The 13,194-nt window shown below is 50.4% G+C and carries 15 protein-coding genes; 13 read left to right on the plus strand and 2 right to left on the minus strand.

The genetic code is table 11. From position 1 onward, the window contains the following. The 11 genes from WH37_RS32665 to WH37_RS32710 all read left to right on the plus strand — a co-directional run. Window positions 1-2,017, plus strand: a 2,017-nt coding sequence (locus WH37_RS32665; protein WP_046234854.1) for a WIAG-tail domain, incomplete at its 5' end; no start/stop codon positions are given. 262 nt (window positions 2,018-2,279) lie between these two features. Continuing rightward, on the plus strand, window positions 2,280-3,134 hold the full coding sequence (locus tag WH37_RS32670) for a glycosyltransferase family 2 protein (protein WP_082111121.1): 855 nt from the start codon (window positions 2,280-2,282) through the stop codon (window positions 3,132-3,134). 31 nt (window positions 3,135-3,165) lie between these two features. Beyond that, the gene (locus tag WH37_RS32675) at window positions 3,166-3,891 is read left to right on the plus strand and encodes a sugar phosphate nucleotidyltransferase (protein WP_046234855.1); all 726 of its coding nucleotides are present in this window, start codon (window positions 3,166-3,168) and stop codon (window positions 3,889-3,891) included. Then, window positions 3,888-5,246 carry a glycosyltransferase family 2 protein gene (locus WH37_RS32680; protein ID WP_046234856.1) on the plus strand — a complete coding sequence of 453 codons (1,359 nt, stop codon included), beginning with the start codon at window positions 3,888-3,890 and terminating at the stop codon, window positions 5,244-5,246. Before WH37_RS32675 ends, WH37_RS32680 begins: the two co-directional genes overlap by 4 nt. A 127-nt stretch (window positions 5,247-5,373) precedes the next feature. Beyond that, entirely contained in the window at window positions 5,374-5,661 is a 288-nt protein-coding gene (locus WH37_RS32685) for a hypothetical protein (RefSeq protein WP_046234857.1), read from the plus strand. Between the two features lie 25 nt (window positions 5,662-5,686). Continuing rightward, a complete protein-coding gene (locus tag WH37_RS32690) occupies window positions 5,687-6,022 on the plus strand; it encodes an alpha-helical endospore appendage domain-containing protein (RefSeq protein WP_046234858.1) in 336 nt (111 codons plus the stop codon). After that, the gene (locus tag WH37_RS32695) at window positions 6,019-6,339 is read left to right on the plus strand and encodes a hypothetical protein (protein ID WP_052737424.1); all 321 of its coding nucleotides are present in this window, start codon (window positions 6,019-6,021) and stop codon (window positions 6,337-6,339) included. Before WH37_RS32690 ends, WH37_RS32695 begins: the two co-directional genes overlap by 4 nt. Then, window positions 6,336-6,620 carry a hypothetical protein gene (locus tag WH37_RS32700; protein ID WP_046234859.1) on the plus strand — a complete coding sequence of 95 codons (285 nt, stop codon included), beginning with the start codon at window positions 6,336-6,338 and terminating at the stop codon, window positions 6,618-6,620. Before WH37_RS32695 ends, WH37_RS32700 begins: the two co-directional genes overlap by 4 nt. A gap of 291 nt (window positions 6,621-6,911) precedes the next feature. Beyond that, on the plus strand, window positions 6,912-7,613 hold the full coding sequence (locus WH37_RS36890) for a CgeB family protein (protein ID WP_231594465.1): 702 nt from the start codon (window positions 6,912-6,914) through the stop codon (window positions 7,611-7,613). A 6-nt stretch (window positions 7,614-7,619) separates the two neighbouring features. After that, entirely contained in the window at window positions 7,620-8,030 is a 411-nt protein-coding gene (locus WH37_RS36895) for a glycosyltransferase (RefSeq protein ID WP_342351764.1), read from the plus strand. Next, window positions 8,023-9,144 carry a CgeB family protein gene (locus WH37_RS32710; protein ID WP_046234860.1) on the plus strand — a complete coding sequence of 374 codons (1,122 nt, stop codon included), beginning with the start codon at window positions 8,023-8,025 and terminating at the stop codon, window positions 9,142-9,144. Before WH37_RS36895 ends, WH37_RS32710 begins: the two co-directional genes overlap by 8 nt. Before the next feature lie 34 nt (window positions 9,145-9,178). Here WH37_RS32710 and WH37_RS32715 read toward each other — a convergent pair whose 3' ends face one another. Then, on the minus strand, window positions 9,179-10,222 hold the full coding sequence (locus WH37_RS32715) for a ketoacyl-ACP synthase III (RefSeq protein WP_046234861.1): 1,044 nt from the start codon (window positions 10,220-10,222) through the stop codon (window positions 9,179-9,181). A 168-nt stretch (window positions 10,223-10,390) separates the two neighbouring features. Here WH37_RS32715 and WH37_RS34110 point away from each other — a divergent pair, with 168 nt between their 5' ends. After that, on the plus strand, window positions 10,391-11,182 hold the full coding sequence (locus WH37_RS34110; RefSeq protein WP_052737425.1) for a YhcN/YlaJ family sporulation lipoprotein: 792 nt from the start codon (window positions 10,391-10,393) through the stop codon (window positions 11,180-11,182). Between the two features lie 240 nt (window positions 11,183-11,422). After that, window positions 11,423-12,646 carry an MFS transporter gene (locus WH37_RS32725; RefSeq protein WP_046234862.1) on the plus strand — a complete coding sequence of 408 codons (1,224 nt, stop codon included), beginning with the start codon at window positions 11,423-11,425 and terminating at the stop codon, window positions 12,644-12,646. 318 nt (window positions 12,647-12,964) lie between these two features. Here WH37_RS32725 and WH37_RS36140 read toward each other — a convergent pair. Next, a partial coding sequence (locus WH37_RS36140) for an AAA family ATPase (RefSeq protein WP_197091411.1) occupies window positions 12,965-13,194 on the minus strand: 230 nt, incomplete at its 5' end.

Here is a 13,194-nt window from a genome sequence, read left to right on the forward strand (position 1 = left end):
AGGAGCCGTGAAGGCGGAGCATCTGTCGACAGAGAGCGTAACGAGCGATAAGCTAGCGGATGGCTGCTTCACAACGGAAAAGCTGGGTGAAGCGAGTGTAACGTCGTCGAAGCTAGCCTTTGCGAGCGTAGGCAGTGAGGCGCTTGCGGAAGGAGCCGTGAAGGCGGAGCATCTATCGGCAGAGAGCATAACGAGTGATAAGCTAGCGGATGGCTGCTTCACAACGGAAAAGCTGGGCGAAGCGAGCATAACGGCGTCGAAGCTGGCCTTTGCGAGCGTAGGCAGTGAGGCGCTTGCGGAAGGAGCCGTGAAGGCGGAGCATCTATCGGCAGAGAGCATAACGAGTGATAAGCTAGCGGATGGCTGCTTCACAACGGAAAAGCTGGGCGAAGCGAGCATAACGGCGTCGAAGCTGGCCTTTGCGAGCGTAGGCAGTGAGGCGCTTGCGGAAGGAGCCGTGAAAGCGGAGCATCTATCGGCAGAGAGCATAACGAGCGATAAGCTAGCGGATGGCTGCGTCACAACGGAAAAGCTGGGCGAAGCGAGTGTAACGGCGTCGAAGCTAGCCTTTGCGAGCGTAGGCAGTGAGGCGCTGGCGAAAGGAGCCGTGAAGGCGGAGCATCTATCGATGGACAGCATAACGAGTGACAAAATCACGTATGGTGCTATTGCCACCGAGCATTTGGCGACGGAGAGCGTAACGAGCGATAAGCTGGCGGATGGCTGCGTCACAACAGAAAAGCTAGTTGAAGCGAGTGTAACGGCGTCGAAGCTAGCCTTTGCGAGCGTAGGCAGTGAGGCGCTGACGGAAGGAGCCGTGAAGGCGGAGCATCTATCGATGGACAGCATAACGAGCGACAAAATCACGTATGGTGCTATTGCCGCCGAGCATCTGATGGCAGAGAGCGTAACGAGTGATAAGCTGGCGGATGGCTGCGTCACAACAGAAAAGCTGGGCGAAGCGAGCGTCACAGCGTCGAAGCTGGCCTTTGCGAGCGTAGGCAGTGAAGCGCTGGCGGAAGGAGCCGTGATCACCGAGCATCTGACGGCAGAGAGCGTAACGAGTGATAAGCTAGCGGATGGTTGCGTCACGACGGAAAAGCTGGGTAAAGCGAGCATAACAGCGTCGAAGCTGGCCTTTGCGAGCATAGGCAGTGAGGCGCTGGTGAAAGGAGCCGTGAAGGCGGAGCATCTATCGGCAGAGAGCATAACGAGCGAGAAGCTGGTGAATAGCAGTGTCACGACGGAAAAGCTGGGCGAAGCGAGCGTCACAGCGTCGAAGCTGGCCTTTGCGAGCGTAGGCAGTGAAGCGCTGGCGGAAGGAGCCGTGATCACCGAGCATCTGATGGCAGAGAGCGTAACGAGTGATAAGCTAGCGGATGGCTGCGTCACGACGGAAAAGCTGGGCGAAGCGAGCGTAACAGCATCGAAGCTGGCCTTTGCGAGCGTGAGCAGTGAAGCGCTGGCGGAAGGAGCCGTGATCACCGAGCATCTGACGGCAGAGAGCGTAACGAGCGATAAACTGGCGGATGGCTGCGTCACAACGGAAAAGCTGAGCGAAGCGAGCATTACGTCGTCGAAGCTGGCATTTGCGAGCGTAGGCAGTGAGTCGCTGGCGGAAGGAGCCGTGAAGACGGAGCATCTATCGACCGACAGTGTAACGAGTGACAAAATCACGTATGGTGCGGTTACCTCCGAGCATCTCGCACCTGCCAGCGTAAAGCTATCGGCTCTTGCTTTTTCGCCAATCGTTGGACGGAGCGGCAGCATCAGCAAGCAGCAATTTGGGTTATGCCCGTACAGCTTTCCGCCTGAGGATCAGCAGCTAGAGCAGGTTATTCTTTTTGACGAACCGTTCGCAAGCGATCAATATGTGCTGACAGCAACGAGCGATCATCCGGCCTGCTATGTATGCATTCAAGCGAAGGAGCCGGGGCATGTCATCCTATCGATTAATCGCCGCTTTTTCAGCGAAGCCTTCAGCGGCACCATCAACTGGATTGCAATCGGGCAATAAATAATGCTTGCTTCAAAATGCTATTAGCCATTTTCTGATTAGACCCAATAATTCAACATGGAAAAAGTTCCTCTTGCGCAAGGCGCAGGGGGAACTTCTTTTTTTCTGGTAGCCGCCTACTGCCGTTGATATGGGTACGGGACAGACATCATGGGAGTTGTACATTTGCCGTTGCGCAGATGATGGAGGTACATACAATGTGGTGTAATTACCATGCAACCCTATTTAGAACTATAGGCGTATACCGAGGTGAACAAAGCGGATGAAGAAAGCGAAGGGTGCGAAGGGGAAAAAAGCCCGGAGTTTCCGCGCAGTGAAGAAGGCGCGTTCTGCCCAGAGCAACCTGGTCGCAGACGATTATACCGGAGAATCGCAGGCGCTGCAGTCTCCAGTCGTTTCAGTTATCATTCCCGTTATGAATGAACGGGCTACCATTCGGAGGGTCATAAGGGAAGCGGCGGATGTCCATCCCCGCACCGAGGTTATCGTCGTTGCAAACGGCTCGACGGATGGTTCAGCTGAAATCGCCAGGCGTGCGGGAGCGCGAGTGTTCCGCTATGAGAAGGCGCTAGGTCATGATGTTGGACGAAGCATTGGAGCGCGGGCTGCTTTAGGTCAAGTGCTGCTGTTTGTGGATGGAGATATGGTCATAAGTACCGCACAATTGCGGCATTTTGTCTATGCAGTGCTGCATCGCGGCGTAGATGCTGCTTTAAATGATTATACCGGTCCAGTAGACAAAACCGATGTGCACAGCGTCGTGCTTGCGAAGTATACGCTCAACATTGTGCTGGAGCGCCCGGAGCTGAAAGGGGCTTCCTTTACAGCGGTCCCCCATGCGATAAGCAGGCAGGGTCTATCTTTAATCGGAGCGGAGGCGCTGTGCGTTCCGCCGCTTGCCCACGCGAGAGCGATTCGGCTTGGTCTGAAGGTTGAGGCGGTGCACACAGTCAATGTTGGCAAAATGAACAAGCGCAGACCGCAGCGCGAACGGCGCAGTCCGCTGGAGCATCTCATTGTCGGGGATCATTTGGAAGCGATCCACTGGCTGATTACACAATCGAATGAACGCGGCGGCTTTGAGGATTACCGACGCTGCCGCGAGTTTGCGCTTTAGGCTATAGCTAAAGCGGCATGGAGGTTAAACCGTGAAAGCAGTCATTTTGGCAGGGGGAACAGGGACGCGGCTAAGGCCGCTGACCACTTTAATGAATAAGCATATGCTTCCTGTAGGCAAGCATCCTATGATTTTTTATGGCATCGATAAGCTGCATCAGGCAGGCATACAAGAATTGCTGCTCGTGACAGGACGGCAATCGATAGGTTTGTTTGCAGAGTATTTAGGCAGCGGCCGTGAGCTCGGTGTCTCGCTGACTTACCGTATTCAGGAGGAAGCAGGAGGCATTGCGGAAGCGCTGGAGCTGGCGCGCGATTTTATTCGAAATGATGAGAAGTTTATCGTGCTGCTTGGCGACAATTTATTCGAGGATAATTTGGCTCCGTATGTGCGGAAATTTGCCCAGCAGCGGGAAGGCGCGATGGTGCTGCTCAAGCAGGTGCCAGACCCCCATCGCTATGGCATAGCGGTGTTTCAGAAAGCGGGACAAATTGCTTATATAGACGAAAAGCCGGCAGAGCCGCAATCGGACTTATGCGTAACGGGCATCTATATGTATGATTCCAGCGTTTTCGCAGCGATTGATCGGCTGGAGCCGTCAGGCCGCGGCGAGCTGGAAATTACCGATTTGAACAATATGTATGCCCGGGCCGGAACGCTCGCTTTCCATACGCTCGCAGGATGGTGGACGGATGCGGGAACGTTCGAATCCTTGCATGAAGCGGCAGCGAGACTGTTGAAGGAGACGGGAGAATGAGAAGATCAACGGCAAGAAAGCGGCCCCGCAGCACCAGACAATCGCGCGGGCGGCAGCAAGCATCGTATGCGCAAGGTGTGGAGCAAGGCTATCAGGATGGCAGGCAAGCGGGATTTACCAGCTATAATGAGAAGTTTCAAGGAACGAGCATCATTATCCCGAGCTATAATCAGCTCCATTATTTGAAGCTTTGCATTGAAAGCATTATTGACCATACGGACCTTGCCTATGAAATTATCGTCATTGACAACGCTTCGACCGATGGAACGGATAGCTATTTGGCCCAGCTTGATGGACAGGTGCGCTACCGAATTTTAAGCGAAAATTACGGCTTCGCTGGTGCGGTCAATAGAGGCATGATGATGGCTAAAGGCATAATGATGCTTATTTTGAACAATGATACGCTCGTAACCGACAATTGGCTGGACAATATGATTGCCTGCTTGAACAGCAACCCGCAAATTGGCATGGTCGGGCCTGTCACGAATTATATTGGCGGCGAGCAGTTGATAGAGGTTACCTATACGGAAGTATCGGATATGCCGGACTTTGCGAGGTTGAATAACGTGCCAGATTCCAGACGCTGGCAGCAGGTTGATCGGTTGACGGGGTTCTGCCTTCTGCTTCGCAGAGAGCTGTGGGAGAAAATCGGCTATTTTGATGAAGGCTTCGAAATTGGCAATTTTGAAGATGATGACTATAACATACGGGTGAAGCTGTTAGGGTATTCGCTTGTCATTGCCCGCGATTCGTTTATTCACCATTTTGGCAGCGTCAGTATCAAAGCGCTAGGTGCACAGCTTGAGGAGGTTAACCACCGCAACCTGCAGCATTATATGAATAAATGGGGCAATCCGCATGAACTGGTCAGCGTCATGAAGTACCGTTCTGCCGAGCAGCCTGCGCTTCAGGCCGAACTAGCGGCGCTAGGAGAGGCGGCCTTTTACCCGGACGGCATTGCCGTTACCGGGATAAACGGCACGGTGTATTGGATTGAAGGCGGCGGCAGGCGCCCCGTTGAAGGCGAATTTAACGGAGAAGCCATCCGCCTTGGGCAAATCGATATCAGACGCTGGCCGCCCGGCCCGCCGATTTCAAGCGAGGAAGTTCATGCAAGGTGGCAGCAAATGCTAGCGATCGAAGGCAACGAGCTTCATGGCAAAACCGTTAGCGGGCTCGATGGTTTTCATTATTATATACAGCAAGGATTGAAGCGAAAAATCATAACGGAAGCAGCCTTTGAAGGCTGGGCGCTTAAAGCAAGGCCTTCCGTACAGCTTACATTAGAGCAATTGCAAGCCATTCCGGATGGTTTGCCGATTATTCCCGCTGTCAAGCTCCGCCAAGGACTATAGAATAGCTGCCCAGTCACTGTTTGATGCCAAGTATCACTGTGTATCGCCGTGCATATGCTGTAAAGAGCTGCACTTATTTAAGTGGCGGCACAGGGCCAAGCCATAGCCAGAGGGAGGAATGTTGGCCATGCAGCATATCGTAACCGAAATTATTGAGCATTTATCCCATTCCAACAGCCAGATGGCACGTATGCTGGAAGCGAAGCGCCATGTCACGGTACGAATGGCCGAAATTGTGAAAAGTCTCCCCGACGAACAGCCGAATCTGGGCGGCGTGGAAGACCTGCTCGGGGAATCGCAATCGCTGTTCGGCAGCGTAATTGCTTATTTAAACAGCATGGCTGAGCTGCAGGAGACGCTGGCGTCTCAGCTGTCTTATACGATAAAAGAGCTGAACCCGGGTGAGGAAGAATGACGAAGCGAAAAGGGGAGCGCATGTCATGGACCGAGAGCAAGCCTATATGCGCATGTTGGGAGCTACTGCCAATATGCAATGGAACGTGGCGCTAATTCTGGAGGCGAAGGCGGAGGAAGCAGAGAAGGCCCGCAACTGGATATGCAACCATATTCATACGGGCACTTTTCCAGGCGACCAGACGCAGCTTAAGCAAACGCTAGTTGTACATGACCAGATGGTCGAGACAATTGAAGGCATTAATAAAATGAGCCAAGGCATCGTATCTGTGCTCAAAGCCGTATTGCAGAAGGACGGGGAGGAAGGCCAGTCCTCCGGCACGGATTTCCAGTTTGGCGGCGGATTCGGAGGCGGGAATTGAGAGAATTGGTACGCCGCGAGCGAGAGGTTAAATTGGAGGTGCTGGCTTCCATTGCGCGCAGCCAGCTAGCGCTTGCCCGCATTTTGAACAGCGTGGCTGATGTAGCGGAGCTGGCTCCTCAAACAGCCAAGCGAATTGGTGAAAATGTGCGTCTATTGACCAATATGCAGGAGCAGCTGGCTGAAAGTGTGACGGGCTGGCCTTTGCGCAGCTACCGGGTAAGGACGGGAAAGCCCGTCAAGCCTTGGCTCCATAACAAGCTGAGAGGGAAGCAGGTGCGGTGGCATCCGCAAGTGAACAGGAGGAATTGGAATTGAGTATAAAAAAACGCGTGTCCGCGCGCAAGCGGGCAACGAAACGTTACGCTAGCAAAGCTGTAACGCGCCGCTCAAAAAGCACGCGTACGCGCCGGACAACAGGGAAAAAGAGAGGGAGCAGCTCATCGCTGCGCCGCCGCAGGAAGGTGGCCAGAAAGCGTGTGATCGAGCCAGAGTCCTTTAATGAGGGCTTCAACCAGACGTATAATACCGGTTATAATGCTGGATTTGCAAAAGGCTTCGAAGATGGACATCAGCTGGCGTATGAGCAAACGCCATAGCCAACACGTACATCGTCATGCTCTACGGAAGGATGCGGATATTTTCAAATAAGCCCTGCTCGCTTGATGGTTTATTCAACCAACAGCCAGCTAGGGCTATTTTTAGGTTGTCAGTCAGAGGACAAGCTGTGTCCGTATCCATATACAGCAAGGATCTTGGTGAAAACAGAAGGTTAAACGCCAATTTTTGCGATGCAGGGACAAGAGCCGCTTAGCGTGGCTGCTTTTTGACATATACATAATGAAAGCGTGTTGTACAGGGATTGAAAACGAAGCAAGGCGGTGCAGCAAATGGTGGCCAGAAAAAATAATTCCCGCAAGCAGGTACGGCAAAGTGGGTATGAAACAGGCTTTCATACCGGCTGGCGTGACGGGGCTTGCGAAGCGGTAAGCGGACTTTTGCCCCCGCCGGAGCAGACGCCCGTGCCACTGCGATTGCTTTATATTCCGCAAGGATTTGAGGCCATTGACGCGGGCCTCATTGAGGCATTGCAAGCGAGAGTGACCGAGCTTCATGTCGGAAGCGCTGAACAGCTTGCCGAGCAAGCGGCAGCCATTTCGCCCGACATCGTGCTCGTGATGAATGGGCTGCATACTTTTCCAGCCAATCATCTAGAACAGATCAGCGCGGTCAGGCAGCAGGGCATTCGCACGGCGGTATGGTTCGTAGATGATCCTTATATGACGGAGAAGACGGCTATAGCAGCGCTGCATTACGATGTAGTGTTGACGCATGAGCTTGGGACACTTGAGCTGTATCGCAGCATAGGCTGCACGAATGTACATTATTTGCCGCTCGCGGTGCATACCGGCTTATATCGGCCGCAGCGAACGGATTCAGCTTTTGCCAGCGATGTTTGCTTTATTGGGCAAGGATTTTGGAACCGGATTGGGATACTTGATGACATTAGCGAGCAGTTGCTGGCAAAGAGGCGCAAAATCTTTTTGTCTGGGGGTTTGTGGGAACGCTTATCGGCCTATAAGCGGCTGTAGCCGTTTATCCATACCGACTGGCTAAGCGCTGAACAGACGATCCCTTATTATAACAGCGCCAAAATCGTCATTAATATACATCGGACGACAGAGGTAGGCTCAGATAATTTCAATGCTTTTCAAAGTCCGGGGCGCTCTATCAATCCGCGAACGTATGAGATTGCCGCTTGCGGCGCTTTTCAGCTAACGGATATTCGTGAGGATTTGCCGCATTATTACACGCCTGGGCAGGAAATTGAGACTTTTCAGCATGCGGAGGAGCTTGCGGCGAAAATCGATTTTTATTTGGAAAATGAGAAGGCGCGAAGCCGGATAGCAGTTAATGGTTTGCGCCGCACGCTGCGGGACCATACATTCAGATCACGTGCTGTACAGCTATTACAGCTTATTATGAAGGAGGGAGAGCCGAATGGCTAAACAAGCTGTTTTGCGAAAAAGGCAAAGGCCTCATACGGCATTGGAATTAGGGAGAGCCGCTGGCTATCAAGCGGGCTGGGATGACGGTTATTGGTTTGGCCAATGCGAGTTGGTTATGAGCCGAATCCCCCCGGTAACAGGAGTGTGGCCTGTACATGTCATGTATGTGTCCACGGGAAAGGGATTTCCTTATTCGCCGCTTGATGAAGCGGTAGCCGCCACATTATCGGGAATGGTAGCTCAGCTAACTGTCGTGAAGACTGGGGAGCCTGTAGCAGAAATCGCCGCGCAGGTTCGTCCTGATTACGTTATTGTGCTGGATGGGCTGCAGTTTGATGTCGCGCAAATTGATGCTATGCGGGTGTTAGGTATTCGTACAGCTATATGGTTTACTGATGATCCTTATTACTCGGATATTACGACAACGCTTGCCCCGCATTATGACACCGTATTTACGCTTGATCGAAATTGTGTGGCGCTTTATCAGGAGCACGGCTGTGCCAATGTGCATTATTTGCCGTTTTGCGTCATGCCTGCCCAGTTCAGGCCGATGAAGCCGGAGCGCAGCAAACGCAAGGAAATCAGCTTCATCGGCTCAGGCTACTTGAACAGAGTTCACTATTTTAACGAGGCAGACTCTTATCTGGCCTCCAAAGAAACACTCATATCGGGGATATGGTGGGATAGGCTGAAAAACTTCGATATGCTTCGATCTAAAATTAATCTAGGAGACTGGTTGACCCCGCAGGATACGGCGCTTGCTTATAATGCTTCAAAAATCGTCATCAACATGCATCGGGCTTACGATGACGCCTTATTTAACAGCAACAGTCTTGGGGTGACGGCTTCCTCTCCGAATCCGCGAACGTTTGAAATTTCGGCCTGCGCCGTGCTTCAGCTAACGGATGTGCGGGCGGATTTGGCTTCTTTTTACACACCGGGTGTGGAAATTGTTACGTATGAATCTCCGCAGGAAATGGTGGAAAAGCTGGATTATTATTTGAATCATGAAAATGAACGCAAGGAAATTGCGATTCGCGGCATGCATCGCACGCTGAGCGAGCATACTTATGCCCATAGGCTGCATGCGATGCTTTCTATTTTATTTGCATAATGAGGCTCGGGCACGCTGCTCTGGCTGCGGCGGCTTAAATCGCCCACCGCATAATAACGCCAGATTGCGTAAGTCCGCCTCCAAAGCCATACAACAGCAACAGATGACCCGGCTTCACTCTGCCGTCTTTGACGGCTGCATCGAGCGCCAGCGGAATGGAAGCGGCAGAGGTGTTGCCATAATGCTCAATGCTGGACAGCGCCTGCCGCGCATCAAAACCGACACGCTCGCATAAAGCATCAATAATACGCTGATTGGCATTGTGCGGAACGAACCAGTCAATCGTCTGAGCAGTGTGGCCGCTGCCATCCAGCAGCTCTTGAACGCCTTCTGCTACGCGGCTTAATGCCCAGCGATACACTTCCCGTCCATTTTGGACGAGCATGCTGTTCTGGGAAAGCTCGAAGCTGCCGATATGTGGCGCAAGGCTGCTGCGGTACACATGATGCCCGTGCTCGCCTTCGGTACTCGCATTTGAAGCGAGTATATCGCCAGCAGGCAGTGTGGCACCAGCGGTAGCTGTGTTGTTGAAATCTGCTCCAATATCCATGGTTTCAACGAGCATTGCGCCTGCGCCATCGCCGAATAAAATGCAGGTCGTCCGGTCTGTATAGTCTGTAGCGCGCGAAAGCGTTTCGGTGCCAATAATTAAAATTTTGCGGCATAGCTTGGAGAGCAATAGACCATTTGCCATTTGCAGGGCGGAAGTGAAGCCGGCGCATGCGGCTTGCAAATCAGCATTTCCACAGCCCTTCATGCCGAATGAGGCCTGTACTCGTGAGGCTACACTTGGTACAAAAGAGTCCGGTGTGGAGGTTGCGACGATGATATAGTCGACATCATGAACGGTTTTTTCATATCTATGGATCAAATCACGGACGGCTTCAATGGCCAAATCGCTCGCATATTGCCGTTCCCCGACAATACGGCGCTCGCGGATGCCTGTACGTTGAAAAATCCATTCATCTGAAGTGTCTACAAGCTTTTCCAAATCTTGATTGCTTAAAATACGATCAGGGACATAAGTGCCGATAGCAGTTACTGCTGCATGGGAATGAACGAGAGTGGAAATGGTCATCAAAAACAACTCCTTCACATTTTAGTACCAGATGCTAATACCTGATAATAAATTACTCCTCTCCATACATTTTGTCAAGTCCAATTGGTGCATAGTCTGAATCCCGGAGGCCCATCCTAATAGCGGGTCATGAGGCCTGTAAACAACAACAAGGGAGGAATACGGCACATGCGTAAAACGAATTTGCTTGCTGTCTTGTCCGCAGGCGCCCTGCTTAGCGCCATGTTGACAGGCTGTGCAGCCAATCAAGGGGATTTAGGAAATAAGAACATTCGCACCAAAATGGTAAGGGAAGATGCAAATGGAAACAAAATGTTAAAGGATCGCTTTGCAAACGATCATATGAATGAGAAAAACTACGTAAATGGAAAAAACATCCGGGGCAACAATATTGTGGGTAGTCATAAAAATTATAAAATGGAAATGAGCGAAGAAATTGCGGAACGCATTGCAAATAAGCATAACGTTAAATCAGCAAATGTTCTGCTGACAGATAACAATGCCTATGTGGCAGTGTCCTTTGAGGACAACCTCAAAAATGGCGATAAAAAGCTGATGAGCCGTACCAACTCCAGCTACATGGGCCGCGACGGCTCTAACATGCAGCGCCGAATGAATACGATGAGCACAGGCGAAAATGAGCTGACCTCGCAAATTAAAGCCGACATTGCCAAGGAAGTCAGAAAGGTAAAGCCAGGTGTAGACAATGTTTACGTATCGGCTAATCCGGATTTTGTCGGCCGCATGACCAGCTATATGACAGATGTCCGCAATGGCCATCCGATTCAAGGCTTCCTAGTTGAATTTAATGCAATGGCTGAGCGTCTGTTCCCGGCAAATGCTAACAAAATTGAAACACGCGATTTTGATGGCGACATGAACTATCGCAGCATGACCGACCGTACTGACCGCGATAACTATACGAATACGAACAGAAGAAGTCCAATGATTTATGATTAACGTTTAGTAAAAAATAAGCCATTAGGCATTCAGCGTGACGCACGCAAATGATAGCAGGCAGCCGGGAATAAGAACCGGCTGCTTTTGTTTGCTTTCTGTTTAATTTGTCTTTTCTGCATCACTATTATTTGCTATAATTATTCTAATTTTTAGGAGGTGTCTTTCTTGACCCATTTCATGCGTTTACGTTAATTTGAGATGCATATGTAATAGTCAAAATGAATGAAGGAGACTATATCCATGCAGCTTAAATGGCAAAAAACGTTCGCGATTATTTTCAGCGGACAAATCTTTTCAATATTGACTAGCTCGATGGTGCAATTTTCGGTTATTTGGCATTTGACGCAAACGACGGGATCCGCTTCGGTTTTAATGATTGCGGGTTTGGCTGGATTTTTGCCACAGGCGATTTTAGGGCCTTTTATTGGGGTATGGCTTGACCGCTGGAACCGTAAACTGACGATGATTATAGCCGATAGTGCGATTGCATTTTTTAGTTTGATTTTAGGCTTGTATTTCTTTTTTGGCGAGCCGAGTCTAGCGTTTGTATACGTTATTTTAATGATTCGCTCAGCAGCCTCTGCATTCCATGCGCCTGCTTTTCAAGCTGCGATTCCATTAATGGCGCCTGAGGATCAGTTGACCCGTGTGGCGGGTTGGCAGCAGATGGTTTATTCATTTTCCAGTGTAATCGGGCCAGCGCTTGGCATTGCCGTTTATTCAGCGACCTCGCTGGGTGCGGTGCTGTTCCTTGATGTGGCCGGAGCGTTAATCGCCAATGTCATGTTATTGTTTGTTAAAATTCATCAGCCAAAGCCGGAGGCTGCACAAGCGCCATCCTTTTTCAAGGAGTTTAAGCTGGGCTGGAATGCTTTCATTAAAGTAAAGCCAATCGTCGTAATTACGATAGCTACAGCTATTTTCAGCATTGGATTTATGCCTTTGGCGACATTGTTTCCTTTTATGACGTTATCTCATTTCGGGCGTGGGGGATACAGTGCAAGCCTCATTGAAGCGATTTTTGGCATTGGCATGATTGCTGGTGGTGTGCTGCTGTCAGTAGTTGCTTCGAAATGGAAGGACATTACGTATATGTGCCTGAGCTTGGCTATGATTGGTCTGACCTGTGTGCTAAGCGGTGTGATCAGCAAGGAGGCCTTTGTGCTGTTCGTGATTGTGTCGTTCTTTATGGGAGCGGCAGCGCCTTTCTTCAATGGGCCTTATATGGCGATGATCCAAAGGGCGTTCGAGCCATCGATGCTGGGACGCGTTATTTCACTCGTCACAAGTGTGATGATGCTCTCCTCCCCGATTGGGCTAGCATTAGCAGGACCTATTGTCGATAAGTATGGCGTACAGGTATGGTTTTTCTGGTCGGGGATTGTCATTATTTTGACCAGTGCTGTCATATTTGCTTTGTTCCAGCGCATGCGGGTGGAACTGCCAGAGGTTTCTGAGGGGTAGAGAGGATTGCTTGTATGGGCCCGCTCTGAAAGCAGGATAGATTGAGAACGGAGTAGAGGTTGCCTTGACTGTAGGGCAATCTCTTTTTTATTTGCTAGATATAATGTTTAATTGTTGTAACACCAAGGAGATATAGTTTGAAACTCGAAATTTTAACATTCCCATTTCCTTTATATCTCTTTGAATATGTAAAGGATAGAGAGTCAATTAATTTAAATCCCAGATCATCGTTAATAACTTTGATTTCAGAAGGAGTAAGTTGATACGTTAGTTCACACACTACAGCTGGGAGATCTTCTTGAATTTTTTGATAGCTATTTAACCCTTTCGAGGATATTCCTCGGTCACATTATAGGTGATATTTTTTTTAACGGGAAACGCTTTATGCAAAGCCTGTAAAAAAGCAGTTTTCCCCGATTCATTTTGTCCCACAATAATGGTTACATCTGGCTCAATTCTAACTGTTTCACTATCATCAATCACTAGCGTTGCATAAATGTTCTCTGAATCTTCATAACTTTCTGTAGCATCGAAATTTGCGCACAAAA

The sequence above is a fragment of the Paenibacillus algorifonticola genome, assembly GCF_000971975.1.
Taxonomy (GTDB): Bacteria; Bacillota; Bacilli; order Paenibacillales; family Paenibacillaceae; genus Pristimantibacillus; species Pristimantibacillus algorifonticola.

Excerpts from the sequence above, each read along its gene's own strand:
- WH37_RS32670 (WP_082111121.1), top strand. The coding sequence starts at position 2,280 with ATGAAGAAAGCGAAGGGTGCGAAGGGGAAAAAAGCCCGGAGTTTCCGC.
- WH37_RS32685 (WP_046234857.1), top strand. The coding sequence starts at position 5,374 with ATGCAGCATATCGTAACCGAAATTATTGAGCATTTATCCCATTCCAAC.
- WH37_RS32715 (WP_046234861.1), bottom strand. The coding sequence starts at position 10,222 with ATGACCATTTCCACTCTCGTTCATTCCCATGCAGCAGTAACTGCTATC.
- WH37_RS32710 (WP_046234860.1), top strand. The coding sequence starts at position 8,023 with ATGGCTAAACAAGCTGTTTTGCGAAAAAGGCAAAGGCCTCATACGGCA.
- WH37_RS32690 (WP_046234858.1), top strand. The coding sequence starts at position 5,687 with ATGGACCGAGAGCAAGCCTATATGCGCATGTTGGGAGCTACTGCCAAT.
- WH37_RS34110 (WP_052737425.1), top strand. The coding sequence starts at position 10,391 with ATGCGTAAAACGAATTTGCTTGCTGTCTTGTCCGCAGGCGCCCTGCTT.
- WH37_RS32680 (WP_046234856.1), top strand. The coding sequence starts at position 3,888 with ATGAGAAGATCAACGGCAAGAAAGCGGCCCCGCAGCACCAGACAATCG.
- WH37_RS32725 (WP_046234862.1), top strand. The coding sequence starts at position 11,423 with ATGCAGCTTAAATGGCAAAAAACGTTCGCGATTATTTTCAGCGGACAA.
- WH37_RS36890 (WP_231594465.1), top strand. The coding sequence starts at position 6,912 with ATGGTGGCCAGAAAAAATAATTCCCGCAAGCAGGTACGGCAAAGTGGG.